We start from the raw sequence: 23,542 nt of genomic DNA on the forward strand, positions 1-23,542 counted from the left end.
CCCCCGGCCTGCCCCCGCCCCCGCGGACGGGGGCAGGCCAGGGGAGCCGGCGCGGGGCCGGGGCGTCAGCGCGTGAAGTTCAGGTACTTCCACGCCCCGTACGTCGTCGAGTTGACGTTGTCCCCCGAGGAACCGTTCACGTACGCCGACCGGATGCGCGCCCGGATGCCGGAGCGGCCGGGGGCCTCCAGACGGACCGTGGACCTGCCGTCGGGGCCGAGCGCGAAGTACTCCGAGCCGGTGGCGTGCCACTTGTGGTCCGAGCCGTACACCTGGACCTCGAAGCGCTGCTTGCGGCCCTTGTAGTACGTCATCGAGGTGGCGAGCACCGGGTCGGTGTTCTTGTGGAAGTAGTGGTACTTCGTGGAGCCGATCTCGCCCGTCCTGTAGTGCCCGGAGACGGCGGTGGCGACCTTCACCCGGGCGTACGCCGTCGAGGTGCCCTTCGCGGCGGCCGAGCGAGAGTCCCCGGCGAAGACGGCCGTCACCTTCGTGTCGCGCTTCATGTCGACCGTGGCCCTCAGGTCGCCGCGGGAGTTCACGGCGCCCTTCTTCACCAGCTTGTTCGGCTTGTCGGCGCCATAGGGGTCGGCCCAGATCTCGACGGTGCGGTTCTTGTACGTCGTGCCGAGGTGCGCCGTGAAGGACACGTCCGCTCCGTAGCCGTACACCTTGCCGTTCTTGTCGAGCGTGAGGGTCGTCCTGGAGCGCGAGACCTCCACGGAGTCCGACGCGGTGACCGCCGCGTGCGTGGCGTCACCCGCGTACGCGACCTCGTACGTCACCTTGCCGCCGGCCGGCGGGGTGTCGGTGAAGGAGAAGGAGCCGTCCGCCTTGGTCCTGACCTCGGCGAGCGCCTTGCCGCCGGGGGACTCCAGGTCCTCGCGGGTGACGGCGAGGGAGGTGCCGGCGGGCAGGTCCGTCCCAGTGAGCGAGCCCTTGACGGTGAGCCGCTCGGCCCGCGGCGCCTTCTGCGGCGCCGCTACCTTGAGCGTGGGCCGGGACTTGGCGGGATCGGTGAGGACCCGCAGCGAGAAGGCACCCTCGCTGTTGGAGGTGACCGCGAAGAGCCGGCTGCCGTCCGGCGCCCAGGCCAGGCCGCCCTCGGCGAGGGTGTCGCCGCCGCTGCTCTGACCGGTGTTCGGGAACTCGTACTCCCGCACCTTGGACCACTTGCCCTGCCGGTAGACGTGCACGTCGGGCCCGTACCAGGAGAAGGTGCCCGCCGCCACGGTGCCGTCGGGGGCGATGTCGACGGCCGCGCCGTAGTCCCCGGAGTCGTAACGGCCCAGCGGGGACAGGTCCTTGGTGGAGTACACCGGGTGGTAGTACGGGGAGCCGCTCGCCGTGACGACCTGCGTGCCGTCCGGCGAGACCGCGATGTCGTCGAAGAAGCCGCCCTCCACCGACTTGGTGACCCGCAGCTCCGGCTCGGGACCCGAGACGTCGTACACCGTGAGGGCGTCGTTGCTCGTCTCCTTCTCGCCCGCGACGAGAAGACCCGAGTCGGGGTCGGAGCCCAGCTCGGGGGCGGCGTGGAAACCGGCCTCCCCGTCCTGGCCGAGCGCGACGACCGGCTCGTCCCCCGAGAGGTCGAGCGAGCCGATCCCGCCCGCGCCCGAAGGCCCGTAGCCGAACCACAGCTTGCCGCCGGCCTGCGCCAGCGTGCGCGGCTTCTCGGCGCCGTCCAGGGCGTAACTGGCGCTCTGCGCGTACGAGGTCGTCTCCACGGAGACGATCCGGTTCAGGCCCGCGACGGCCGCGTGGACCTGCCGGGAGTCGGGTGAGAGGGCGAGGCCGTCGACGTCCGGCAGCCCGTCCAGGGTCGCCTTGACGGTGCCCGCGTAGTCGGTGACGACGAGCTTGCCGCCCTTGGGGTCGGACACGTAGACGCGCTGGTGCTCGGCGTCGACGAGGACATCGCCGACCGAGCGCACGTCGAGGAGCTTGGCGGAGTCCGCTGCCGCCGGGCCGGCCGTCGCGGCGACCAGCGCCGCGGAGCTGAAGAGGACCGCGAGCGCCGTCGCGGTCGAGAGGGTGCGCGTACGCACGGTGATGTGACCCCCCACATGAATGGCCCGAGCCGTCCGCCCTGGGCCGGAACCCCCCGTTCACAGCGCAGGCTATGACATGTCTGTGACAGGTGGGGAGGGAGTTTCGGGAGGTGGTCCTCCCCGGCGGCCGGAAAGGAGGTACGCGCGCGTGCGCCGTTGATGCGCCCTGCCCGGCGGGGGTGCAATGGCGGTGCAATGGCAGCAGGCGACACGCCCCGTACGCCTTCGAGGAGGAGACCCATGGCCGAGTCCCCCAAGCCCGTGGTCATCGAGATGAACTGCAGCTGCGGCTCCGGCTGCTCGTGCGGCTGCCAGTCCGGCGGCTCATGCCAGTGCGGCGGCGGCTGCGGCTGACCCCCCCGGGCGGGACCGCACGTCCCGCCGCGAGAACACACGTGCCCCGCACGACGACCTGTCTCGTGCGGGGCACGTGCACGCGCGGTGCCCGACAGGGCCTCAGGCCCCCTCCACCGCCGCCGGGCCCGTCGCCTGGATCTCGTCCGCGTGCTCGCCCGTGACCAGGTAGACCACCCGCTTCGCGACCGACACCGCGTGGTCCGCGAAGCGCTCGTAGTAGCGGCCGAGCAGCGTCACGTCGACGGCCGTCTCGATGCCGTGCTTCCAGCGGTCGTCCATCAGGTGCTGGAAGAGCGTGCGGTGCAGCTGGTCCATCTCGTCGTCGTCCTGCTCCAGCTGGAGCGCCAGATCGACGTCCTTGGTGATGATGACCTCCGCCGCCTTCGCCATCAGGCGCTGCGCGAGCTGGCCCATCTCCAGGATCGTGGCGTGCAGGTCGTGCGGCACCGCCGAGTCGGGGAAGCGCAGCCTGGCCAGCTTCGCGACGTGCTGGGCGAGGTCGCCCGAGCGCTCCAGGTCGGCGCTCATCCGCAGCGACGTCACCACGATGCGCAGGTCGGTGGCGACCGGCTGCTGGCGCGCGAGCAGGGCTATCGCGCGCGCCTCCAGCTCGTGCTGGAGGTCGTCGACCTTCTGGTCGGCGGCGATCACACTCTCGGCCAGCTTCAGATCGGCGTCGAGCATGGCCGTCGTGGCGCGCCCGATCGCGGACCCGACCAGACGGGCCATCTCGACCAGGCTCTCGCCGATCGAGTCAAGTTCCTCGTGGTACGCGTCGCGCATGTGGCTGTCCCTCTCTCGTACGTCTCAGGGGGCTGGCCCCTACGCTCCCACGGTGCGGCCCCGACGCGTCCGTTTCCGGCACCTCGCGTGAACCGCCCCCATCATCAAGGTGAACTGTGGGCGACATGGGACCCCGCCCGTGATCGGCCGCGTACCGGACCCTTCGGCGGAAATGAACCGACGCCGTCTCCACGGTGAACTCTGGGCGACGAGTGTTCGAGGCCGCACCCGAATGGCTGTGGTCGACACTCATCCGGCGCATAACCTGGGGACATGGACGTGAACGCGGCGGTCGCCGCAGCTGCAGCGATCGCCGGAGTGTGCACCGGCGTCATCGCCATGCTGGCGTTCCGCTGGAGCGAGCGCGACCAGAAACGCCCCACCCGGACCTCCCTGCACACCGACCCCGTACTGCCGCCCGGCGTGGACACGGTCCTGTCCGTGCTGCGCTCCAGCGCCGTCGTCCTCGACGAGGCCGACAGCGTGGTCAAGGCCAGCTCGGCGGCGTACGCCCTCGGGCTCGTGCGCGGCGGCAAGCTTGCCGTCGAGCCGATGCTCCAGATGGCCCGCGACACCCGCCGCGACGGGGAGATACGCCAGGTCGAACTGGACCTGCCCCGGCGCGGCACCGGCCGCGGCGAGGCCCTCGCGGTCTCCGCCCGCGTGGCGCCGCTCGGCTCCCGGCTCGTGCTGCTGCTCGTCGAGGACCTCACGGAGGCGCGCCGCATCGAGGCGGTGCGCCGCGACTTCGTGGCGAACGTGAGCCACGAGCTGAAGACCCCCGTGGGCGCCCTCAGCCTGCTCTCCGAGGCCGTCATGGACGCCTCCGAGGACCCCGAGGCGGTCGAGCGCTTCGCGGGGCGCATGCAGATCGAGGCGACCCGGCTCACCAACCTCGTGCAGGAGCTGATCGACCTCTCCCGGGTGCAGAACGACGACCCGCTGGAGGACGCCGAGCCGGTGCGGGTGGACGAACTGGTCGCGGAGGCCATCGACCGCAGCCGGCACCAGGCCTCCCACAAGCAGATCACCCTGGCCGCCGGGGGGACCGCCGACCTGCAGATCTGGGGCAACCGCGGCCAGCTGGCCGCGGCGCTCGGCAATCTCGTGGAGAACGCCGTGAACTACAGCCCCGCCCGCACCCGCGTCGGGATAGCCGCCCGGCGGGTCACCGCGCCGGGCGGGGACCTCATCGAGGTGGCGGTCACCGACCAGGGGATCGGCATCTCCGACAAGGACAAGGAGCGCATCTTCGAGCGCTTCTACCGCGTCGACCCGGCCCGCTCCCGGGCCACCGGCGGCACCGGCCTCGGCCTCGCCATCGTCAAGCACGTGGCCGCCTCGCACGGCGGGGAGGTCACCGTGTGGAGCTCGGAGGGCCAGGGCTCCACCTTCACCCTGCGGCTGCCGGAGGCGGCCGCCCAGCGTGACCGCGGACCGGGTCACGGCGGCGGGCCCGAGACCGGGCACGCCGTATCCGACGAGAACGCCGCGACCACCACGTACGAAACCATCCCTGCCCCGGAGGTCCTTCCGTGACCCGAGTGCTCGTCGTCGAGGACGAGGAATCCTTCAGCGACGCTCTGTCCTACATGCTCCGCAAAGAGGGCTTCGAGGTCGCCATCGCGGCCACCGGCCCGGACGGACTCGACGAATTCGAGCGCAACGGCGCCGACCTCGTCCTGCTCGACCTGATGCTGCCCGGCCTGCCCGGCACCGAGGTCTGCCGCCAGCTGCGCAGCCGCTCCAACGTCCCGGTGATCATGGTCACCGCCAAGGACAGCGAGATCGACAAGGTGGTCGGCCTGGAGATAGGGGCCGACGACTACGTCACCAAGCCCTTCTCCTCGCGAGAACTGGTCGCCCGCATCCGCGCGGTCCTGCGCCGCAGGGGCGAACCGGAGGAGGTCGCCCCGCAGGCCCTGGAGGCGGGCCCCGTCCGCATGGACGTGGACCGCCACGTCGTCACCGTCTCCGGCTCCAAGATCGACCTGCCGCTGAAGGAGTTCGACCTCCTGGAGATGCTCCTGCGCAACGCGGGCCGCGTGCTGACCCGCATGCAGCTCATCGACCGCGTCTGGGGCGCGGACTACGTCGGCGACACCAAGACGCTGGACGTCCACGTCAAGCGGCTGCGCGCCAAGATCGAGCCGGACCCGGGGGCCCCGCGCTACCTGGTGACGGTGCGCGGCCTCGGCTACAAGTTCGAGCCGTAAACCGCGCGCGGCCGCACCCGCGCCGCCGCACATGCCGAAGGGCGGGACCCCGGTGGGGTCCCGCCCTTCGGCACAGGTACGTACGTCGCTCAGTGCTCGGTGTCGGTACCGGCGTCGGCGCCGTGCGAGGCGTCGTCCGACGGCTCCTCGGCCGCACCGGAGGCGTGGTCCGCGGGCTCGCCGCTCGCGACGCCGGCCGGCTTGCCCGACGGGTCGGCGGGAGCGCCCGAGGCGGACTGCGCGGGCTTGCCGGACTTGGCGGGCTTACCGCGCTCGGCGCCCGGCGCCTGCGGCACCTCGGTCGGGCCCCACTTGGCGAAGTAGCTCTCGGCGGGCACGACGAACGCCCTGATCCTCACGTCGCCGGTGTCGCTGAAGGCGAAGGTGACCTGCTGGGCGTTGCCGTCCTTGACGGCGTCGCGGCCGCCGGGCAGGACGGCGGAGGCGTTGTCCTTGCCGCCGATGACGAGCGAGCCGCCGGCCGGGACGGTCAGCGGGCCGTTCGGCTTGGAGGCCTTGTCCTCCTTGCCGCGCGTGAGCTTGACCTTGTCGGCGGCGCCCTTGACCGAGATGGAGTTCAAGGTCTGGTCGGTCGTGCCTCCGTTGAAGATCGTCGCGGAGACGACGGCCGGGCCCTTGGCCTTCGGGTCCGGCTGCGTGATGACCATGGCGTTCTGGATCTTGATGTCACCGACGGAGGTCGCGGCGTTGTCCGGCTTGACCTCCAACGTCTGAGCGTTGTTGCCCGCGCCGCACGCGGCGAGCGAGGCGAGCGAGAACGCGAGGGCGGTGGCGGCGAGGGCGCCGCGTCGAAGGCTGCGGCTCACGGCGGCGGCAACTCCTTGAACGTGGACGGTACGGGAGGGTCGGACGACCCTGAAGCCGTCCTAAGGGTGTGTCAGCGCGCTTAGGTTACCGAGCCGTTCCCGCGCCGCCGCACCCGACCCGCCCCTCAACCCCGCGAGCCTCTTCCCGCCCTTCCCCGGACCCGCTTCCCACCGGTCCCCTCGGGCCGTTCCGCGAGGCCGTCGCCCGGCATTCACATAAGTGCCGTCACGTGTCCGGCCGGGCGGACACGCGGATTTTCCGGTAAGGAATGTGGGGGGTGCCGGGAATTGATCACCGGCCGCCGTGATCAATTCCGGAATCCCGGTGGGCCGGGTGTGGCGCAGCTCTCCGCTCACCGAACGGAGTAGCGAAAGTTCACCGCTTGGAACCGCGCAAACCGGGACGTTCGGCCGCTCGGGGCGCCCGCGAGAGGGACGTAACGCCCATGTTTCTCTCTCCCCGAAGAGCCGCTCCGACCTGCGAATACCCCGTTCCGGTGGCCCCGCGCAGCACGTTCCTGTTGCTGTTGTCAAGCCCCGAGATATGCCCTGACCTGCGAAAACGCCATTCAGAAGAGGCTGTTCTCGTGTTAGGATGGATAGCCACGGAAGGGGTACCTGTCACATGACGTTCAAGGTTGGCGACACCGTGGTCTATCCCCATCACGGGGCCGCGCTGATCGAGGCTATCGAAACTCGCCAGATCAAAGGCGTGGACAAGACCTACTTGGTGCTCAAGGTCGCCCAGGGCGACTTGACGGTGCGTGTGCCAGCGGACAATGCGGAGTTCGTCGGCGTGCGTGATGTGGTCGGTCAGGACGGGCTGGACCGGGTCTTCGAGGTGCTGCGCGCGCCGTACGCCGAAGAGCCCACGAACTGGTCGCGTCGTTACAAGGCGAATCTCGAGAAGCTCGCGTCCGGCGATGTCATCAAGGTCGCGGAAGTCGTGCGCGACCTGTGGCGTCGTGAGCGGGAGCGCGGACTGTCCGCCGGTGAGAAGCGCATGCTCGCCAAGGCACGGCAGATCCTGGTGAGCGAGCTCGCCCTCGCGGAGAACACGAACGAGGACAAGGCTGAGGCACTGCTCGACGAGGTCCTCGCGTCCTGACGCCGGACTTGTCCCCGGTACGTGTCTCCGGACTCGTACCTGGTGCAATGATCTCGGCGCAATAATGCCGCGGTGCCCGCTGACCCTTACAGGAGTCGCCGGGCGCTGCGGCATGTTCGTACCCGGAACGCATCCGGACATCCGCACAGGGCTCGGACAGCCGGCTCGACCAGATGTCACGGAAGGGTCCGGTCACGTTGTCCGCCCCCGCACGGTGAGGCCATACCCACGTCGGCCGAGCACACAAACCTGAACGGAACCGATGTCTAGCGAATCCCGCACCGCGGTGGTCATCCCCGCGGCCGGCCGGGGCGTGCGCCTCGGCCCTGGCGCCCCCAAAGCGCTCCGCGCGCTGAACGGCACCCCGATGCTCATCCACGCGGTCCGCGCCATGGCGGCCTCCCGCGCCGTCTCCCTGGTCGTCGTCGTGGCCCCGCCGGACGGCGCCCCCGAGGTCAAGACCCTCCTCGACGACCACGCGCTGCCCGAGCGGACCGACTTCCTCGTCGTCCCCGGCGGCGAGAGCCGCCAGGAGTCCGTGCGGGCCGGCCTGGACGCGCTGCCGCCCGGCATCGACATCGTGCTCGTGCACGACGCGGCCCGCCCGCTCGTGCCGGTCGACACCGTCGACGGCGTCATCGAGGCCGTCCGCGAGGGGGCGCCCGCCGTGGTGCCCGCGCTGCCGCTGGCCGACACCGTCAAGCAGGTCGAGCCCGCGACGGCGCCCGGCGGGGCCGAGTCCGTCGTCGCCACGCCCGAGCGCGCCCGGCTGCGCGCCGTGCAGACCCCGCAGGGCTTCGACCGCGCCACGCTCGTACGCGCCCACGAGAGCGTCACCGGCCCCGTCACCGACGACGCCGGCATGGTCGAGCAGCTGGGCCTGCCCGTCGTCGTGGTGCCCGGGCACGAGGAGGCCTTCAAGGTGACGCGCCCCCTCGACCTCCTCCTCGCCGAGGCCGTCCTCGCCCGCCGGAGGGCCAACGATGGCTTCTGAGACGCCCGCCCCGGCCCCCGTGCTGCCCCTCGTCGGCATCGGCACCGACATCCACGCCTTCGAAGAGGGCCGCGAACTGTGGTGCGCCGGCCTGAAGTGGGAGGACGAGGGCCCGGGGCTCGCCGGGCACTCCGACGCCGATGTCGTCGCCCACGCCGCGTGCAACGCGCTGTTCTCCGCGGCCGGCCTCGGCGACCTCGGCGCGCACTTCGGCACCGGCCGCCCCGAGTGGTCCGGCGCCTCCGGTCTCACCCTCCTCGCCGAGGCCGCCCGCATCGTGCGGGACGCCGGTTTCACCGTCGGCAATGTGGCCGTCCAGGTCATCGGCCCCCGCCCCAAGATCGGCAAGCGCCGCGACGAGGCGCAGAAGGTGCTCTCCGACGCGGCGGGCGCGCCCGTCTCGGTCTCCGGGGCCACCACCGACGGCCTCGGCTTCCCCGGTCGCGGCGAGGGGCTTGCCGCGATCGCCACCGCGTTGGTCGTACGCACGACGCCTTGAGGGCGATAACGGGTAGGCGTAGGGCTCGTACCGGCACGGTTCGAACAGCCAGCTGACCACGAAGGAGCGAAGCCATGTCCGCCGCCCTGTCCGACCAGCTCAAAGCCCTCCTCGACGCCCCGTCCTTCATCGTCGTCGCCACCATCCAGCCCGACGGCAGCCCGCAGCTGTCGCCGGTCTGGGTGAAGCGGGACGGCGAGGACGTCCTGTTCTCCACCACGCTCGGCCGCCGCAAGGAGAAGAACCTGCGCCGGGACCCGCGGGTGACGGTGCTGCTCCAGCCGTTCGACGCGCCTTACACGTACGCGGAGATCCGCGGCACCGCGCAGCTGACGACGGACGGCGGCCAGGAGCTGATCGACGAGCTGTCGCTGAAGTACACGGGCAAGAAGTACGCCGAGTTCAACCCCGCCTCCAAGGACGACGCCCCCCGGGTCGTGGTGCGCGTGTCGCCGCGCAAGGTCGTCGGGCGGGTCTGAGACCGCCGCACGTCACGGTTCCGTGGCACCGGGGCCGGAGGGGGCGTGGGGCACTGCCCCGCGCCCACTACTCTGGAGTGGTGACGATTCGCCTGTACGACACCAGCGCCCGGCAGATCCGTGACTTCAGCCCCCTGCACGAAGGCTGTGTCTCGATCTACCTCTGTGGTGCCACGGTCCAGGCGGCCCCGCACATCGGGCACATCAGGTCGGGCCTGAACTTCGACATCATGCGCCGCTGGTTCGCCTACCGCGGCTACGACGTGACGTTCGTGCGGAACGTGACCGACATCGACGACAAGATCATCAAGAAGTCGGCCGAGCAGGACCGCCCCTGGTGGTCGATCGGGTACGAGAACGAGCGGGCCTTCAACAGCGGCTACGACGCGCTGGGCTGCCTGCCGCCCACCTACGAACCGCGCGCCACCGGCCACATCACCGAGATGGTCGAGATGATGCGCGGCCTGATCGAGCGCGGCCACGCCTACGAGGCCGACGGCAACGTCTACTTCGACGTGAAGTCCTTCCCCGGCTACCTGGAGCTCTCCAACCAGGAGCTGGACAACCTGCTCCAGCCCTCGGGCGAGGGCGAGACCGGCAAGCGCGACTCCCGTGACTTCGCCATGTGGAAGTCCGCCAAGGAGGGCGAGCCCAGCTGGGAGACGCCCTGGGGGCGCGGCCGTCCCGGCTGGCACCTGGAGTGCTCGGCGATGGCCCACAAGTACCTGGGCCGGGAGTTCGACATCCACGGCGGCGGGATCGACCTGATCTTCCCCCACCACGACAACGAGATCGCCCAGGCCAAGGCCTTCGGCGACGCGTTCGCGCGCTACTGGGTGCACAACGGCTGGGTCACCATGAGCGGCGAGAAGATGTCGAAGTCTCTCGGCAACTCGGTCCTCGTCAGTGAGATGGTCAAGCAGTGGCGCCCGATCGTCCTGCGCTACTACCTGGGCACCCCGCACTACCGCTCGATGATCGAGTACAGCCCGGAGGCCCTGCGCGAGGCCGAGTCCGCGTTCGCCCGCATCGAGGGCTTCGTGCAGCGCGTGGTGGAGAAGGCCGGCGGGGCCGTCGAGCCCGCCGCCCAGGTGCCGCCCGCGTTCGCCGACGCCATGGACGACGACATGGGCGTCCCGCAGGCGCTGGCCATCGTGCACACCACGGTCCGCCAGGGCAACAGCGCCCTGGCCGCCGACGACAAGGAAGCCGCCGTCGCCCGGCTGGCCGAGGTGCGGGCCATGCTCGGCGTCCTCGGCCTCGACCCGCTCGACCCGCACTGGGCCGGCGCCGAGAGCGACCGCGGCGAAGACCTCCACGGCGTCGTGGACACCCTCGTGCGCATGGTCCTCGACCAGCGCGAGGCCGCCCGGGGCCGCAAGGACTGGGGCACCGCCGACGCCATCCGCGACCAGCTCAACCAGTCGGGCCTCGTCATCGAGGACGGCCCGAGCGGCCCCCGCTGGACGCTCGGCCCGCGCTAGCACCCCGCTGATGGTGCCGCCCGGCCAAGTGGGCGGCACACTGCATAGACGTACACCTTTCGCGCGTACGGACGTACGCGCCACCGCAACACGACAGACAGGTAGGTCATGGCCGCTAACAACCGCCGCATGTCCGGCAAGAAGGGCGCGCAGGTCGGCAGCGGCGGCAATCGGCGCCGCGGCCTTGAGGGCAAGGGTCCGACGCCGCCCGCCGAGGCGCGCAAGGGGCATGTGAAGAACCGCATCGCCACCGCCAAGGCCAAGAAGGCCACGGGCCGCCGCCCCGCGCCCAAGGGGCGCGGCGGCAGGTCGTCCTCCGAGATGGTCGTCGGCCGCAACCCGGTCTTCGAGGCGCTGCGCGACGGCGTCCCCGCCACGATGCTCTACGTCCAGCAGTTCATCGACAACGACGAGCGGGTGCGCGAGGCGCTCCAGCTCGCGGCCGAGCGCGGCGGCATCCACCTCATGGAGGCCCCGCGGCCCGAGCTGGACCGCATGACGAACGGCCTCAACCACCAGGGCCTCGTCCTCCAGGTCCCGCCGTACGAGTACGCGCACCCCGAGGACCTCGTCGCCGCCGCCCACGACGCCGGTGAGGACCCGCTGATCGTCGCCCTCGACGGTGTGACGGACCCGCGCAACCTCGGCGCGATCGTGCGCTCCGTGACCGCGTTCGGCGGCCACGGCGTCGTCGTGCCCGAGCGGCGGGCCGCCGGCATGACGGCCGGCGCCTGGAAGACGTCGGCCGGTACGGCCGCGCGCACGCCGGTCGCCCGCTGCACGAACCTGACGCGCGCCCTGGAGGCGTACAAGAAGGCGGGCATCGCCGTCGTCGGTCTCGCCGCGGACGGCGAGCACGAGGTCGGTGACCTGGCGGCGCTCAGCGGCCCGGTCGTCGTCGTGGTCGGCAGCGAGGGCAAGGGCCTGTCCCGCCTCGTCGGCGAGACCTGCGACTTCCGGGTGCGCATCCCGATGCCGGGCGGTGCCGAGTCGCTGAACGCCGGTGTCGCCGCGGGCGTGGTGCTGTACGAGGCCGCGCGGCGCCGCGCGTAGGTGTTGCGGGGCGTACAGATGTCCGGGCCGTGTGATCTCTTGACGGGGATCTCTTGACGCGGTCCGGACATTTCCGCGTGGTCAAGGCAGTGTCCTAACCACACGTCACTCGGTTAGATGAGTGTGGACACCAGAACACCCCGCACTCCCACAGGGGGAAGCTCGTCAGGCTTCGACGAAGCTCCCGCGCTGAGCATGGTGAAGGTGCCGAGCGACCCGGCGCAGGTCATCGTCGCGCACGCGAGCTTCCGCGTGCAGCTCCCCGCCGCTGGGCGCATTCAATCCCCGCGCATCTCCCGGCACTTGGGCCTGCCCGAGACGACGGTGCGCCTGCCCGCCGTGGGCGAGGCCGCCAAGCGCCGCGCGCCCGTCGTCTGGAGCGGGAAGTCCGCCCCGGACGACACCGGCGCGATCAGACTGCTGCAGGCCGTACGCGGCAGCAGCGTGCGCCGGTCGGCCGAGGAGCCGGGGCCCTACGACGGCGGCGCCACCCAGGTCATCCCGCGCGTCGGCGTGGACGAGGGCCCCGAGACGACCCCGACGCCCGCCGTCGTGGGCCCGCGTGCCGCGGCCCCGCAGACCCAGCTGCTGCCGCAGATGCGCCTGCCCAGCAGCGACTACGACGAGCGGCTCGCCCAGGAGCGCGAGCGCTTCGACGACGATGCGTACGAGCACGAGGACGACGAGGACGGCGCCGAGGAGCGCAGGCGCCGCCGGGGCAACGACCCGGTCCGGCACGCCTACTACCCCGGCCGCCGGATGAACCTCGGCGTGGTCCTGCTCCCGCTGCGCGTCTTCCTCGGCTTCATCTCGATCTACGCCGGCATGGGCAAGCTGTGCGACCCCGTCTACTTCGACGGCGGCGAGCGCGGCTCCATGGTCAAGTGGCTCCACTCGCTGCACCCCTGGGCGCTCGCCGAACCGCTGCGCGACTTCGCCCTCCAGCACCCGGTGGGCGCCGGGCTCACCATCGCCTTCCTCCAGGTGCTCGCCGGTGTCCTGACGGTGCTCGGGCTCTGGCAGCGGGTCGCCGCCAGTGTCGGTGTGCTGCTCTCCGCCGCGCTCATCGTCACCGTCAGCTGGAAGACCGTCCCCGCCTACGACGCGCCGGACATCATCTACCTCGCCGCCTGGTCGCCGCTGATCATCGCGGGCGCCCCCGTCTACTCCGTCGACGGACGCCTCGCGGGAGAGGCCTGGCGCACGCTCGGGCCGCGCGCCGACATCTGGGACCTGCGGCGGCGGGTGCTGCGGCGCGGCGCCCTGATCGGCGGCGTCGCGATCGGTCTGACGCTGCTGCTCGGCTCGCTGCTGGGCGGCGCGGTGCGGGACGCGGACCGGGTCGTGGTGCCCGGGCCCGGCGAGTCCCCGCGCAACGAACTGCCGGGCTCCCCGCTTCCCGGGGACCCCGCGAAGAAGCGGCAGGAGCGCAAGCCGCGTACCCCCTCCGCCTCGCCGGACTCCCCGACGCAGGGCAGCTCCGCGCAGCCCTCGCAGGGCGCCACGGCGCCGGGGGCCGCGCGGGAGACGGGCACGGTGGGCTCCACGCAGCCGAGCCAGGTCCAGGGCAGCAGCACGGCGGGCCAGGCCCCGCCGCAGCAGTCGGCGCCCCAGCAGCAGCAGCGGCAACAGCAGCAGCAGCCGCCGGCCGCGACGGCGGGTCCGGCGACCAGCGGGGGCAGCACCGGTGGCGGCGGCACGGGCGGTGCCGGTGGTTCGGCGTCCGGCGGGTCCGGCGGCGAGCGGCCGGGCGGGCTCCTGGGCGGTGTCCTCGGCCACTGACCCGGCTTTCGTCCGTTTCGTCCGTACGGACGCCGAAGGGGCCCCGCACACACGCTGTGCGGGGCCCCTTCGGCGTACGGACGGGGAGCGGCGGGGCGGGGGCCTCAACGGGCCTGGGCGGCCAGTTCCTTGGCGGCCTCGGTGAGGTCCTTCGCCGTGTCGATCGCGCGCCAGTAGGCGCCCTGCGGCAGCGGGAAGCCCGCCAGGCGCTTCTCGCGGGCCAGCCGGGGGAACGTGGTGCGCTCGTGGTCGCCGAGGTCCGGCAGGAGCGCGGTGAAGGACGAGGAGAAGACGTAGACGCCCGCGTTGATGAGGTACGGGGACGGCGGGGCCTCGACGAAGTCCGTGATGTGGCCGAAGGTGTCCGTCTCGACGGCGCCCCACGGGATGCGGGGGCGGGCCAGGGCGAGGGTCGCGGTGGCGTCCCGCTCGGCGTGGAAGGCCGCCATGTCGCGCAGCGAGAAGCGGGTCCAGATGTCGCCGTTCGTCGCGTACCAGGGGCGGTCGGCGTGGGGGAGGTGGCGGGCGGCGTACTTGAGGCCGCCGCCGCGGCCGAGGGGTTCCTTCTCGACGACCGTGGTGACGTTCAGCGGGAGGTCGGCGGAGTCGAGCCACTCCTGGAGGACCTCGGCGAGGTGGCCGCAGGAGACGACGGCGTCCGTGACGCCCTCCGCGGCCAACCAGGCAAGCTGATGGCCGATGATCGGGGTCCCCGTGCCGGGGATCTCGACCATCGGCTTGGGCCGGTCGTCGGTGTACGGCCTCAGGCGGGAGCCCTGGCCGCCGGCCAGGACTACGGCCTGCGTGGGGTTCAGCGTGGTCATGGCGGAAACCCTACGGCGTGCCCACGCCGAAGACCCCACGCGGCGGTTCGGGCCGCTCGGCTCAGCGGTTCTGGTGGGCCGCCACACCCGCCGCGAAGGACGTGTCGCACACGGGCCTGGCGTACGACTGGGCGCGCGTCGGGCCGTACTTCCGCACGGCGGCGCGGCCGAGGGCGCGGGCGATGGCCGCGCAGTGGCGGGCCAGCGACGGATGGCGGTCCACCTCCTGCTGGAGATGGGTGAGGGTGGTGCCGGGGTTCTTCTCCTGGAGTTCCAGGAGCAGCCGGTCGCGCAGGATGTCCTGCGGGGCGCGGGACTTGGCCGGCACGGAGAGGTTGTCGGCGGATGCGGTGAGCATCGAATCCGAGGTGCTCCCCGACCAGTTGACGCTGGTGACCGCGAGGGTCCCGGAAAGCACCAGCATCACGGGCAGGACGAGAGCGAGCGTGCGGCCGATGCGGCGGGCGGGGCCCCGGTGGGCTCGGCGCGGCTTCTGGGTGTAGTTGGCGGAGTGCGTCACGCGTGGCAGCGTAGCGCTCGGTGATGATTTGGCGACATTTTGTCACTCGGTCGAGCGATGACGAAGGAGGTTTCTCTGGCGCGGTGTTGACGCGGCCGGGGTGCGGTGGGGATGAAATGCCCGGTGTGCCGGGGTATTTGTCGACAACGGCGTCGTGGGCGGGCCCGGCGGATACGCCGAGGGGCCCCGCGCTCGCTCGGCGCGGGGCCCCTCGGGTGTGCTGGTGGTGTGTTCGTGGCGTGCGTCAGTCGGAGAGGCGCTCGCCCGTCGAGGTGGAGAAGACGTGGGTCTCGCCCGGCCGCGGCACGACGTGCAGCTGGGTGCCCTTCTCCGGGACGCGGCGGCCGTTCACACGGACCACGAGGTCCTTGTGCTCGCCGTTGACCTCGGCGGAGCCGTAGACGTAGCCGTCGGCGCCGAGCTCCTCGACCACGTTGACGGAGACGGCGAGGCCGGCCGGGGCGTCCTCGGACTCCTTGGAGAGGGACTTCGCGGTGGTGCCGTCCTGCTCGACGATGTCGAAGTGCTCCGGGCGGACGCCGACGGTGACCGTGCGGTCACCGCGGTCGGCGGCGGCGCTCAGGGCCTCGCGGCTGACCGGCACCACGGAGTTGCCGAACTTCACGCCGCCGTCGGTGATCGGGACCTCCACGAGGTTCATGGCGGGAGAGCCGATGAAGCCCGCGACGAAGAGGTTCGCCGGACGGTCGTACATGTTGCGGGGCGAGTCGATCTGCTGGAGGAGCCCGTCCTTGAGGACGGCCACGCGGTCGCCCATGGTCATGGCCTCGACCTGGTCGTGCGTGACGTACACGGTGGTGATGCCCAGGCGGCGCTGGAGGCTCGCGATCTGCGTACGCGTCGACACGCGGAGCTTGGCGTCGAGGTTGGACAGCGGCTCGTCCATGAGGAAGACCTGCGGCTCGCGCACGATGGCGCGGCCCATGGCGACCCGCTGGCGCTGACCGCCGGAGAGCGCCTTCGGCTTGCGGCCGAGGTACTCCGTGAGGTCCAGGATCTTCGCCGCGTCCTCGACCTTCTGGCGGATCTCGGCCTTGTTGACGCCGGCGATCTTCAGGGCGAAGCCCATGTTGTCGGCGACGGTCATGTGCGGGTACAGCGCGTAGTTCTGGAACACCATGGCGATGTCCCGGTCCTTCGGCGGCAGATGCGTGACGTCGCGGTCCCCGATGCGGATCGCGCCCGCGTTCACGTCCTCGAGCCCCGCGAGCATGCGGAGCGAGGTGGACTTGCCGCAGCCGGACGGGCCGACGAGTACGAGGAACTCGCCGTCCTCGATCTCGATGTCGAGGCCGTCTACGGCGGGCTTCTCGGAACCCGGATAAACGCGGGTCGCCTTGTCGAACGTAACAGTGGCCATGGTGAGGGCCCCCTTCACCGGCAGGAACGTGCCGGACGATCCGAGTAGAGGGAGTGGTGTAGTCCACCGGGGTGAACTGCTCGTGACCGTACCCCGGAGGTCCGCGGTCTGTCAGTAGCCGAGGCGTGCCGGGCTTCGCCGATATTTTCGACGGGGGCGGGGGAGTCGTTGGTTACACTGCACGAACGCGACGCGCGCCGCGCCGCGTGTGCCTCCTTAGCTCAGATGGCCAGAGCAACGCACTTGTAATGCGTAGGTCGTCGGTTCGAATCCGACAGGGGGCTCTTGTGGAACCCCGGGTCAGAGCGGTCTGACCTGGGGTTTTCGCGTTTAGTGGCGGCCCGTCAGCTTGTTCGCCCAGTGGGCCAGGGGGGACGTCTCGGGGGTGTGGGTGGTGCGTTCGCGGTGGTCGGCGGCGTTGTAGGTGGCGTACATGGCGTGGACGCCCAGCCAGCGGAAGGGTTCCGGTTCCCATTTGCGGACCTTGTGGTCGACCCAGGGGAGGGTCGTGAGGTCGGTGGGGCCCGCCTGGCCGGAGTCCTGTTGGACCAGGTCGCGCAGGGTGCGGGCGGCGAGGTTGGCGGTGGCCACGCCCGAGCCGACGTAACCGCCCGCCCAGCCGAGGCCCGTCGCGCGGTCCAGGGTGACGGTGGCGCACCAGTCGCGGGGGACGCCGAGGACGCCCGACCAGGCGTGGGTGATCCGGACCCCGGCGAGTTGGGGGAAGAAGCGGGTCAGGACGGTGTGGAGGGCCTCGACCGTGGCGGCCTGGGTGCGGCCGTCGTTGTCCGTCTTCGAGCCGTAGCGGTAGGGGATGCCCCGGCCGCCGAGTGCGATGCGGTCGTCGGCGGTGCGCTGGGCGTACATGTACGCGTGCGCCATGTCGCCGAGCGTCTCGCGGCCCTCCCAGCCGATGGACTCCCACTGGGCGGGCGTCAGGGGTTCCGTCGCGATCATCGAGGAGTTCATGGGGAGCCAGGTGCGGCGTTGGCCCTTGAGGGAGGCCGTGAAGCCCTCCGTGCAGCGCAGGACGTAGGGGGCGCGCACCGTGCCGTACGGGGTGAGCGCGTGCTTCGGCTTGATCTCCGTGACCGGCGTCGACTCGTGGATCGTGACGCCGAGCGCCTCGACGGCCCGGGCCAGGCCCTTGACCAGTTTCACCGGGTGCAGGCGCGCGCCGTGCGGGGTCCAGGTGGAGCCGACGGCGCCCGTGACGCGGACGCGTTCGGCGGTCTCGCGGGCGCCGTGCAGGGTGCGGTCCTTCTCTCCGTAGGACACCTCCCGCTCGTGGAACGCCTTGAGGCGGGCCAACTGGGCCGGGGTGTGCGCGACTTCCAGGACGCCGCCGTGGTGGATGTCGGCCTCGACGGACTCCTCGGCGGCGACGCGGATCACCTCGTCGACCGTCGCGTTCATGGCCTGCTGGAGGCGGACGGCGGCCTCGCGGCCGTGCAGCTTGGCGTACCGGTCGCGGCCCGCGATGCCGTTGTAGAGCCAGCCGCCGTTGCGCCCCGAGGCGCCGTAGCCGCAGAACTTCTGCTCCAGCACGGTGATGCGCAGGAAGGGGGCGGCCTTCTTCAGGTAGTACGCCGTCCACAGGCCGGTGTAGCCGCCGCCGACGACGCAGACGTCCGCCGTGGTGTCGCCGGTGAGGGGTTCGCGTGCCGGGGGCAGGCCGTCGTCCGCGTACCAGAACGATATGCCGCCGTTGACGGTGCCGGGGGTGCCCGTGTGGGCCGTGCTGCTGCTCATGGGCGGACGGTACTGCGCAGGTGGGGGCGGTGGGCAGGGGGTGGAGTGGTCTTCCGGGCCGAGGCCCGTGGGGCCGGGCCGTCCGGCGGGCGGGACGCGGCCCCCGTTCCGCTACTTTGTGCGCAACACATCGCACGCTTGATCGCATACTTGGAGGGCTCGACTCATGGCCGTAGACAAGGCCGGGCGCAAGACCGGGCGCAAGGCCGCACGTGTCGCCACCGCCGTGGTGGCCGCGGCGCTGATCGGGGTGGCGGCGTCCGCCTGCGGCCCCGACGGCGACGGCGATGGCGGCGCCGCGAAGTCCTCTTCCGCCGCGCCCGAGTCGAAGCGGCCCGCGTCCGAGGGCCCCGCGGCCAAGCGCCCCGCCTCCGAGGACCCCGCGTCCGACGCCCCGGAGGCCAAGGTCCCGCCGGCGTCCAGCGCGCGGCTCGCCGAGACGCCCGCCTCCGTGCGGGGCGGCGTCATCACCGTCGGCGACCCGAAGGCCGGGCACACGGTCAAGATCTACGAGGACTCGCGCTGCCCCTTCTGCAAGAAGTTCGAGGAGGGCGGGGCACAGGCCCTGGTCGGGCCGGTGGCCGACGGCAAGGTCAAGGTCGAGTACGTGATCGCCTCGTTCCTGGACGGCAACCTCGGCGGCAGCGGCTCCGTGAACGCGGCGAACGCGCTGCGGGCGTCGGTGGAGGCGGGCGCGTTCCCGAGGTTCCACGCGGCCGTCTTCGCCAACCAGCCCGAGGAGGAGTCGGACGACGCCTACACACCGGCCTTCCTGCTGAACATCGCCGGCAAGGTCGACGGGCTGCGGGGCGCCGCCTTCGACAAGGCGGTGACCAAGGGGACGTACAAGAAGTGGGTCGGTGAGGCGATGAGGACGTTCACGGCCGACGGCATCCAGGGCACGCCCACCGTCCTCGTCGACGGGAAGAAGCCGGCCGGCGACTCCCTCTACGACCAGGCGGCCTTCGCCAAGGAGCTGAAGGCGGCCGGGATCTCCTGAACAGGGCTCCCGGGCTCGGCCCGCGGACGGCATTGACGTCGGCGCGGGGGCGCTGGCTAGCCTGCCCCCATGATTCGTACCGCCACACCCGCCGACGTCCCCGTCATCCACGCCCTGGTGCGCGACCTCGCCGCGTACGAGAAGGCGCCCGAGGAGGCGAGGGCCACCGAGGAGCAGCTGCGCGAGGCGCTCTTCGGGGAGCGGCCGGCCGCGTTCGCGCACATCGCGCAGGACGACGCGACCGGCGAGGCGGTGGGCTTCGCGCTGTGGTTCCTCAACTTCTCGACGTGGCGCGGCGTGCACGGCATCTACCTGGAGGACCTCTACGTACGTCCCGAGGCGCGCGGCGCCGGACACGGCAGGGCGCTGCTCACCGAACTCGCCCGCATCTGTGTGGAGCACGGCTACGAGCGGCTGGAGTGGTCCGTCCTGGACTGGAACGAACCCTCCATCCGCTTCTACGAGGCGCTCGGCGCGCGGCCCCAGGACGAGTGGACCGTGTACCGGCTGACCGACGACGCGCTCACCGCCCTCGGCGCCGCCTAGGCACCCCCTAGAACTCGTCCACGGTGTGCGGCAGGAGGGCGGTGCGCAGCGCCGCGTCCAGGGCCGTGGCCGTGCCCGGCGTGTGTTCCTGGACGAGGCCCGCGCGGGCCAGGGCGGCGACGCTCGTGCCGCCCAGGTAGGCGGCCGCCAGGTCGCGCACGTCGAGGGAGAGGTCGGCGGGGGCGTCCGTCGGTTCGTACGCGCAGCCCTCGGGGGTCGCCGTCAGGCGGTGGCGGCCCGCGTTGGCGGGGAGGCGGTCGTCGCGCACGTCGAGGACCGCGTCCACCGGGGCGGCCCAGGAGCGGGCGGTCAGCGCGGCGCGCACGTCGATGAGCCGCATCCACAGCGCGGGGAACTGGCCGGTGACGCGCACCTGGTCCCGGTCGGCGGCGAAGAGCAGCAGCGGGTCGTCCAGGGGGCGGCCCCAGGCGCGGACCGCGCCCGTCAGGTCGATGGCGGCGAGGTAGCGCCACAGGGCGGCCGCGACGGCCGGGGTGTCGGCCTCCAGGTCGTCCAGGCGGACGAGGCCCGGGGCGTCGTCGCGGGTCCTGGTGCGGTAGACCGCGTACCCGGCGACCGGGGTGCCGAGCGTGACGACGCGGGGCGGCGACAGTTCGTCGTCCTCCTCGTCCTTCTCCACCATCCACTCCTCGCGCCACCACGCCGGGGTGCGGGCGAGGCGGCCGGCGCGGCCGGCACGGGTGCGGTCGTAGTACGGGCCGAGCAGCTCCGGGGCGTCGGACGGGTCGACCAGGCGCAACGGGCGCTCGTCCGGGGCGATGCGCAGGGCCAGGGGGCGGCGGGAGTCGATCTCCAGGGTGTTCCCGTGGGTGGCGGGGCCGAAGCCGAACCTGCCGTAGATCGCGTCCTCCGACGCCCACAGGGCGGCGATCGGGGCGCCGTCCGCCGCCGCCCTGGCGAACATCTCGGCGATCAACCCGGAGAGCACGCCCCGGCGCCGGTGCGTCGGTGCCACGGAGACGAACGTCAGCCCGGGGCAGGGCACTTCGCCGCCGGGCACCGACACGGTGAAGGGCAACGCCGCGAGGAAGCCGACGAGTTGGTCGCCGTCGTACGCGCCGACGCGGGTGCAGTCGAGCAGCAGGTCGTGGTGGTGCTTGCGCTTCTCGTCCTCCGGGCTCTCGTGGAAGGCGAGGTACGCGAGGGACAGGGCGCTGTCGATCCCCGCCTCGGGGACGTCGCGGAACCGGAGGGGGTGGGCGGGCGCGGGTGTGGTCGCGGGCGGGACGGATTCCATATCCATATAACGGACGTTAGTTCCCGGACGCCGTGCGGGCAGGTGAATTTCGGGCCGTAGTGGAAGGCGGGGTTCCGAAAGCCGCTCCGGACGCGGAGGGCAGAGGCTCAGGGGACCAGTACGACCTTGCCCATCGTGCCGCGCGTCTCCAGCGCGCGGTGCGCGGCCGCCGCCTGCGCGAGGGGGTAGCGCTGGACGGCCGGGGTGAAGTGGCCCGTGGCCGCCTCGGCGAGGGCGGCTTCCTCCAGTGTGCGCAGGGGGTTGTCGCCGCCGGCCTGCCGCAGCATCGCCGGGCCGAGGACGTCGACCCGCGTGATGCCGCGTCCGGCCGGCTCCTGCTCGCTCGGCGCCGGCGCCGGTGCCTCGTCGTCGTGGATGCCCTTGCCGGACCAGCCGAAGACGACGTGCAGGCCGCCGGGCCCGAGCAGGTCGACCGCGGCCCGGCCCGCCTCGCCGCCCACGCCGTCGAAGACGACGGTGGCGGTGCGGCCGCCGAGGCTGTCCGTCAGGTGGGCGCGCACCGCGTCGGGCCAGGCCGGGTCGGTGTAGTCGACGGCCAGGTCCGCGCCGTTCGCGCGGACGCGGGCCACCTTGTGCGGGCCGCCCGCCAGGCCGATGACGGTGGCGCCCCGGTGCTTGGCGTACTGGGTGAGGAGGGTGCCGATGCCGCCGGCCGCGGCGGGGATGACGGCCACCGTCTCGGGGGTGGGCTCCGCGAACCGCAGGATGCCCATCGTCGTACGTCCCGTGCCGATGAGGGCGACGGCCTCGGCGAAGTCCAGGTCGTCGGGGAGTTCGTGCAGGCGGGAGGCTTCCGTGACGGTGTGCTCGGCGTAGCCGCCCGGGGCGAGCCCGATGTGGGCGACGACGCGTCTGCCGAGCCAGGCCCGGTCGACGCCCTCGCCGACCTTGTCGACGGTGCCCGCCACCTCGCGGCCCGGGATCGTGGGCAGGGCGGGCAGCTCGGGCAGCGGGCCGCGTACGCCCTCGCGGATCGCGGTGTCCAGCAGGTGCACGCCGGCCGCGGCGACGCTGACGCGGACCTGGCCCGCGGCCGGTTCGGGGGCCGCCGTCTCCTCGTACACGAGGTTCTCGGCGGGGCCGAAGGCGTGGAGGCGGATGGCGTGCATGGTGGGCTCCTCAAGGGGGGGGCGGGGCCGCCCCCGGTGGGAGGGCGGCGGCTTCGGGGCCAGCTTTCAACCTGAAGCGGACTTGAGGTCAACCCCCATGGCTGGTGGGCGTTGGCGGCGGCGTTGTCAGTGGGGACGGGCACGATGGGCGCATGGGTCACAGGAAGAGCGTGGGCGCGGTGCGGGAGGCCCGGCGGGCCGAGGTGCGGCTGCCGCCGCTGCGGTCCTTCGGGGGCGGGGAGCTGGAGCCCGACGGGGACTACGACGGGGTGGAGTTCGGCGGACTCGACCTCGGGGGGCAGGACGGGGGCGGCGCGTTCTTCATGGACTGCGCGCTGGTGGGCTGCGGGCTCGGGGAGACCCGGCTGGCGCGGGCGCGGTTCGTCGACTGCGTCCTGACGGAGCCGAGGGGCGTGGGCACGGATCTCGCGGAGGCGTCGCTGAGGGACGTCGAGGTGGTCGACGCGCGGCTCGGCGGGGTGCAGTTGCACGGCGCCGTGCTGGAGCGGGTGGTGGTGCGGGGCGGGAAGATCGACTGCCTGAATCTGCGGAAGGCGCGGCTGCGGGACGTGATCTTCGAGGGGTGCGTCCTAGTGGAGCCGGACTTCGCGCTGGCGTCCCTGGAGCGGGTGGAGTTCCGGGACTGCGTGCTGCGGGGCGCGGACTTCGGCGGGGCGCGGATGAAGGACGTGGACCTGCGGGCGGCGGGGGAGCTGGAGATCGTGCGCGGGGTGGGCAGCCTGGCCGGGGCGGTGATCAGCCCCGAGCAGCTGATCGAGCTGGCGGCGGGCTTCGCCGCGGAGATGGGCGTACGGGTGGCGGGCTTCGGGGAGTGAGGCGCCGCCCCGCGCGGTGGCCGTCTCTCCGTCCGCCGCCGGGGTGGCGGGGCGGTGGCCGTCTTCCCCCCCCCGCCGGGTGGCGGGGCGGTGGCCGTCTCCCCGCCCGCCGGGTCGGCGGCGGGGTCAGCCGGAGACGCGGGGGAAGCGGGACTGGAGGGCCCAGATCGTGGGGTTGTCGGCGAGGGAGTCGTGCAGGTCGGTGAGGTCCGCGACGAGGTCGTGGAGGAAGTCGCGTGCCTCGCGCCGCAGCTCCGCGTGGGAGAAGCTCAGCGCGGGCTCCTCCGGGTCCATCCAGTCCGCCTCGATGTCCACCCAGCCGAAGCGGCGGGTGAACAGCATGCGGTCCGTGGACTCCGTGAAGTCCAGCTCGGCGTACTGCGGCCGGGAGGCGCGGCTGCCGAGCGGGTTCTTGTCCAGCGTTTCGACGATGTCGCACAGCGCCCACGCGAAGTCCAGGACGGGAACCCATCCCCAGGCTGTGGACAGTTCCCGGTCAGCCTTGGTGTCCGCCAGATACACGTCCCCGCAGAACAGGTCGTGCCGGAGCGTGTGGACGTCCGCCCTGCCGTAGTCCAGCTCAGGGGGGTCCGGGAAGCGGCGGGAGAGGGCGTAACCGATGTCGAGCACGGTTCGATGGTGTCACGGCCGGGGCGCCT

Annotated in this window: 22 protein-coding genes and 1 tRNA gene; 13 read left to right on the top strand and 10 right to left on the bottom strand. The window is 72.3% G+C overall.

Features of this window, described 5'->3' with window-relative positions; translation table 11 throughout:
- Positions 1 to 65 precede the first annotated feature (65 nt).
- A complete protein-coding gene (locus tag ACZ5GP_RS15645) occupies positions 66 to 2,051 on the bottom strand; it encodes a WD40 repeat domain-containing protein (RefSeq protein ID WP_468751357.1) in 1,986 nt (661 codons plus the stop codon).
- Between the two features lie 459 nt (positions 2,052 to 2,510).
- Positions 2,511 to 3,194, bottom strand: a complete 684-nt coding sequence (gene phoU, locus ACZ5GP_RS15650) for a phosphate signaling complex protein PhoU (RefSeq protein WP_358586195.1) — start codon at positions 3,192 to 3,194, stop codon at positions 2,511 to 2,513.
- Between the two features lie 273 nt (positions 3,195 to 3,467).
- On the opposite strand from phoU, the gene phoR reads away from it, so the two are divergent.
- Complete coding sequence (gene phoR, locus ACZ5GP_RS15655; protein ID WP_468751358.1) at positions 3,468 to 4,733, top strand: two-component system sensor histidine kinase PhoR; 1,266 nt, start codon at positions 3,468 to 3,470, stop codon at positions 4,731 to 4,733.
- Complete coding sequence (gene phoP / locus ACZ5GP_RS15660; RefSeq protein ID WP_127911779.1) at positions 4,730 to 5,410, top strand: two-component system response regulator PhoP; 681 nt, start codon at positions 4,730 to 4,732, stop codon at positions 5,408 to 5,410. The genes phoR and phoP overlap by 4 nt, the downstream gene beginning before the upstream one ends.
- 89 nt (positions 5,411 to 5,499) lie before the next feature.
- Here the strand turns inward: phoP and ACZ5GP_RS15665 are convergent, their stop codons facing one another.
- Positions 5,500 to 6,237, bottom strand: coding sequence for a copper chaperone PCu(A)C domain-containing protein (locus ACZ5GP_RS15665; RefSeq protein WP_468751359.1), 738 nt, complete (start codon positions 6,235 to 6,237; stop codon positions 5,500 to 5,502).
- A gap of 625 nt (positions 6,238 to 6,862) precedes the next feature.
- On the opposite strand from ACZ5GP_RS15665, the gene ACZ5GP_RS15670 reads away from it, so the two are divergent.
- The 7 genes from ACZ5GP_RS15670 to ACZ5GP_RS15700 all read left to right on the top strand — a co-directional run bounded on the left by ACZ5GP_RS15670 (position 6,863) and on the right by ACZ5GP_RS15700 (position 13,636).
- The gene (locus tag ACZ5GP_RS15670; protein WP_003953493.1) at positions 6,863 to 7,345 is read left to right on the top strand and encodes a CarD family transcriptional regulator; all 483 of its coding nucleotides are present in this window, start codon (positions 6,863 to 6,865) and stop codon (positions 7,343 to 7,345) included.
- Between the two features lie 262 nt (positions 7,346 to 7,607).
- On the top strand, positions 7,608 to 8,339 hold the full coding sequence (gene ispD / locus ACZ5GP_RS15675; protein ID WP_468751360.1) for a 2-C-methyl-D-erythritol 4-phosphate cytidylyltransferase: 732 nt from the start codon (positions 7,608 to 7,610) through the stop codon (positions 8,337 to 8,339).
- Positions 8,329 to 8,838, top strand: a complete 510-nt coding sequence (gene ispF / locus ACZ5GP_RS15680) for a 2-C-methyl-D-erythritol 2,4-cyclodiphosphate synthase (protein WP_358582744.1) — start codon at positions 8,329 to 8,331, stop codon at positions 8,836 to 8,838. The genes ispD and ispF overlap by 11 nt, the downstream gene beginning before the upstream one ends.
- A 74-nt stretch (positions 8,839 to 8,912) precedes the next feature.
- Positions 8,913 to 9,317 carry a PPOX class F420-dependent oxidoreductase gene (locus tag ACZ5GP_RS15685; RefSeq protein ID WP_468751361.1) on the top strand — a complete coding sequence of 135 codons (405 nt, stop codon included), beginning with the start codon at positions 8,913 to 8,915 and terminating at the stop codon, positions 9,315 to 9,317.
- 80 nt (positions 9,318 to 9,397) lie between these two features.
- Complete coding sequence (gene cysS, locus ACZ5GP_RS15690) at positions 9,398 to 10,801, top strand: cysteine--tRNA ligase (RefSeq protein WP_358582738.1); 1,404 nt, start codon at positions 9,398 to 9,400, stop codon at positions 10,799 to 10,801.
- A 108-nt stretch (positions 10,802 to 10,909) separates the two neighbouring features.
- A complete protein-coding gene (gene rlmB / locus ACZ5GP_RS15695; RefSeq protein WP_358582735.1) occupies positions 10,910 to 11,854 on the top strand; it encodes a 23S rRNA (guanosine(2251)-2'-O)-methyltransferase RlmB in 945 nt (314 codons plus the stop codon).
- Positions 11,855 to 11,971: 117 nt separating this feature from the next.
- Positions 11,972 to 13,636 carry a DoxX family protein gene (locus tag ACZ5GP_RS15700; RefSeq protein WP_468751362.1) on the top strand — a complete coding sequence of 555 codons (1,665 nt, stop codon included), beginning with the start codon at positions 11,972 to 11,974 and terminating at the stop codon, positions 13,634 to 13,636.
- Positions 13,637 to 13,740: 104 nt separating this feature from the next.
- On the opposite strand, the gene ACZ5GP_RS15705 is transcribed toward ACZ5GP_RS15700, so the two are convergent.
- The 3 genes from ACZ5GP_RS15705 to ACZ5GP_RS15715 form a co-directional block, all read right to left on the bottom strand.
- Entirely contained in the window at positions 13,741 to 14,460 is a 720-nt protein-coding gene (locus ACZ5GP_RS15705) for a nucleotidyltransferase family protein (RefSeq protein ID WP_358582729.1), read from the bottom strand.
- A 61-nt stretch (positions 14,461 to 14,521) separates the two neighbouring features.
- The gene (locus ACZ5GP_RS15710) at positions 14,522 to 14,980 is read right to left on the bottom strand and encodes a hypothetical protein (RefSeq protein ID WP_468751363.1); all 459 of its coding nucleotides are present in this window, start codon (positions 14,978 to 14,980) and stop codon (positions 14,522 to 14,524) included.
- Between the two features lie 244 nt (positions 14,981 to 15,224).
- The gene (locus ACZ5GP_RS15715; RefSeq protein ID WP_468751364.1) at positions 15,225 to 16,361 is read right to left on the bottom strand and encodes an ABC transporter ATP-binding protein; all 1,137 of its coding nucleotides are present in this window, start codon (positions 16,359 to 16,361) and stop codon (positions 15,225 to 15,227) included.
- Between the two features lie 210 nt (positions 16,362 to 16,571).
- On the opposite strand from ACZ5GP_RS15715, the gene ACZ5GP_RS15720 reads away from it, so the two are divergent.
- A tRNA-Thr gene (locus ACZ5GP_RS15720) sits at positions 16,572 to 16,645 on the top strand.
- A gap of 46 nt (positions 16,646 to 16,691) precedes the next feature.
- On the opposite strand, the gene ACZ5GP_RS15725 is transcribed toward ACZ5GP_RS15720, so the two are convergent.
- The gene (locus ACZ5GP_RS15725) at positions 16,692 to 18,113 is read right to left on the bottom strand and encodes an NAD(P)/FAD-dependent oxidoreductase (RefSeq protein WP_468751365.1); all 1,422 of its coding nucleotides are present in this window, start codon (positions 18,111 to 18,113) and stop codon (positions 16,692 to 16,694) included.
- A 166-nt stretch (positions 18,114 to 18,279) separates the two neighbouring features.
- On the opposite strand from ACZ5GP_RS15725, the gene ACZ5GP_RS15730 reads away from it, so the two are divergent.
- Both ACZ5GP_RS15730 and ACZ5GP_RS15735 read left to right on the top strand, forming a co-directional pair.
- Positions 18,280 to 19,113 (top strand): DsbA family protein, encoded by an 834-nt coding sequence (locus tag ACZ5GP_RS15730; RefSeq protein ID WP_468751366.1) that lies wholly within the window; start codon positions 18,280 to 18,282, stop codon positions 19,111 to 19,113.
- Between the two features lie 69 nt (positions 19,114 to 19,182).
- Entirely contained in the window at positions 19,183 to 19,659 is a 477-nt protein-coding gene (locus ACZ5GP_RS15735; RefSeq protein WP_468751367.1) for a GNAT family N-acetyltransferase, read from the top strand.
- 7 nt (positions 19,660 to 19,666) lie between these two features.
- On the opposite strand, the gene ACZ5GP_RS15740 is transcribed toward ACZ5GP_RS15735, so the two are convergent.
- Together ACZ5GP_RS15740 and ACZ5GP_RS15745 are read right to left on the bottom strand one after the other, a co-directional pair.
- The gene (locus ACZ5GP_RS15740) at positions 19,667 to 20,917 is read right to left on the bottom strand and encodes a GNAT family N-acetyltransferase (protein WP_468751767.1); all 1,251 of its coding nucleotides are present in this window, start codon (positions 20,915 to 20,917) and stop codon (positions 19,667 to 19,669) included.
- 107 nt (positions 20,918 to 21,024) lie between these two features.
- The gene (locus ACZ5GP_RS15745; RefSeq protein WP_468751368.1) at positions 21,025 to 22,047 is read right to left on the bottom strand and encodes a zinc-binding dehydrogenase; all 1,023 of its coding nucleotides are present in this window, start codon (positions 22,045 to 22,047) and stop codon (positions 21,025 to 21,027) included.
- Positions 22,048 to 22,199: 152 nt separating this feature from the next.
- Between ACZ5GP_RS15745 and ACZ5GP_RS15750 the strand changes: the two genes are divergently transcribed.
- A complete protein-coding gene (locus tag ACZ5GP_RS15750; protein ID WP_468751369.1) occupies positions 22,200 to 22,883 on the top strand; it encodes a pentapeptide repeat-containing protein in 684 nt (227 codons plus the stop codon).
- A 126-nt stretch (positions 22,884 to 23,009) separates the two neighbouring features.
- Here ACZ5GP_RS15750 and ACZ5GP_RS15755 read toward each other — a convergent pair whose 3' ends face one another.
- Positions 23,010 to 23,513 (bottom strand): hypothetical protein, encoded by a 504-nt coding sequence (locus ACZ5GP_RS15755; RefSeq protein ID WP_468751370.1) that lies wholly within the window; start codon positions 23,511 to 23,513, stop codon positions 23,010 to 23,012.
- Positions 23,514 to 23,542: the final 29 nt, after the last annotated feature.

It is taken from the genome of Streptomyces sp. NPDC031466, assembly GCF_055581265.1.

What these genes read in the sequence shown, in the direction of transcription:
- phoU (WP_358586195.1), bottom strand. Translation starts at nt 3,194, where the DNA reads ATGCGCGACGCGTACCACGAGGAACTTGACTCGATCGGCGAGAGCCTG.
- phoR (WP_468751358.1), top strand. Translation starts at nt 3,468, where the DNA reads ATGGACGTGAACGCGGCGGTCGCCGCAGCTGCAGCGATCGCCGGAGTG.
- ACZ5GP_RS15670 (WP_003953493.1), top strand. Translation starts at nt 6,863, where the DNA reads ATGACGTTCAAGGTTGGCGACACCGTGGTCTATCCCCATCACGGGGCC.
- ispD (WP_468751360.1), top strand. Translation starts at nt 7,608, where the DNA reads ATGTCTAGCGAATCCCGCACCGCGGTGGTCATCCCCGCGGCCGGCCGG.
- ispF (WP_358582744.1), top strand. Translation starts at nt 8,329, where the DNA reads ATGGCTTCTGAGACGCCCGCCCCGGCCCCCGTGCTGCCCCTCGTCGGC.
- ACZ5GP_RS15685 (WP_468751361.1), top strand. Translation starts at nt 8,913, where the DNA reads ATGTCCGCCGCCCTGTCCGACCAGCTCAAAGCCCTCCTCGACGCCCCG.
- rlmB (WP_358582735.1), top strand. Translation starts at nt 10,910, where the DNA reads ATGGCCGCTAACAACCGCCGCATGTCCGGCAAGAAGGGCGCGCAGGTC.
- ACZ5GP_RS15700 (WP_468751362.1), top strand. Translation starts at nt 11,972, where the DNA reads ATGAGTGTGGACACCAGAACACCCCGCACTCCCACAGGGGGAAGCTCG.
- ACZ5GP_RS15705 (WP_358582729.1), bottom strand. Translation starts at nt 14,460, where the DNA reads ATGACCACGCTGAACCCCACGCAGGCCGTAGTCCTGGCCGGCGGCCAG.
- ACZ5GP_RS15715 (WP_468751364.1), bottom strand. Translation starts at nt 16,361, where the DNA reads ATGGCCACTGTTACGTTCGACAAGGCGACCCGCGTTTATCCGGGTTCC.
- ACZ5GP_RS15725 (WP_468751365.1), bottom strand. Translation starts at nt 18,113, where the DNA reads ATGAGCAGCAGCACGGCCCACACGGGCACCCCCGGCACCGTCAACGGC.
- ACZ5GP_RS15730 (WP_468751366.1), top strand. Translation starts at nt 18,280, where the DNA reads ATGGCCGTAGACAAGGCCGGGCGCAAGACCGGGCGCAAGGCCGCACGT.
- ACZ5GP_RS15735 (WP_468751367.1), top strand. Translation starts at nt 19,183, where the DNA reads ATGATTCGTACCGCCACACCCGCCGACGTCCCCGTCATCCACGCCCTG.
- ACZ5GP_RS15740 (WP_468751767.1), bottom strand. Translation starts at nt 20,917, where the DNA reads ATGGAATCCGTCCCGCCCGCGACCACACCCGCGCCCGCCCACCCCCTC.
- ACZ5GP_RS15745 (WP_468751368.1), bottom strand. Translation starts at nt 22,047, where the DNA reads ATGCACGCCATCCGCCTCCACGCCTTCGGCCCCGCCGAGAACCTCGTG.
- ACZ5GP_RS15750 (WP_468751369.1), top strand. Translation starts at nt 22,200, where the DNA reads ATGGGTCACAGGAAGAGCGTGGGCGCGGTGCGGGAGGCCCGGCGGGCC.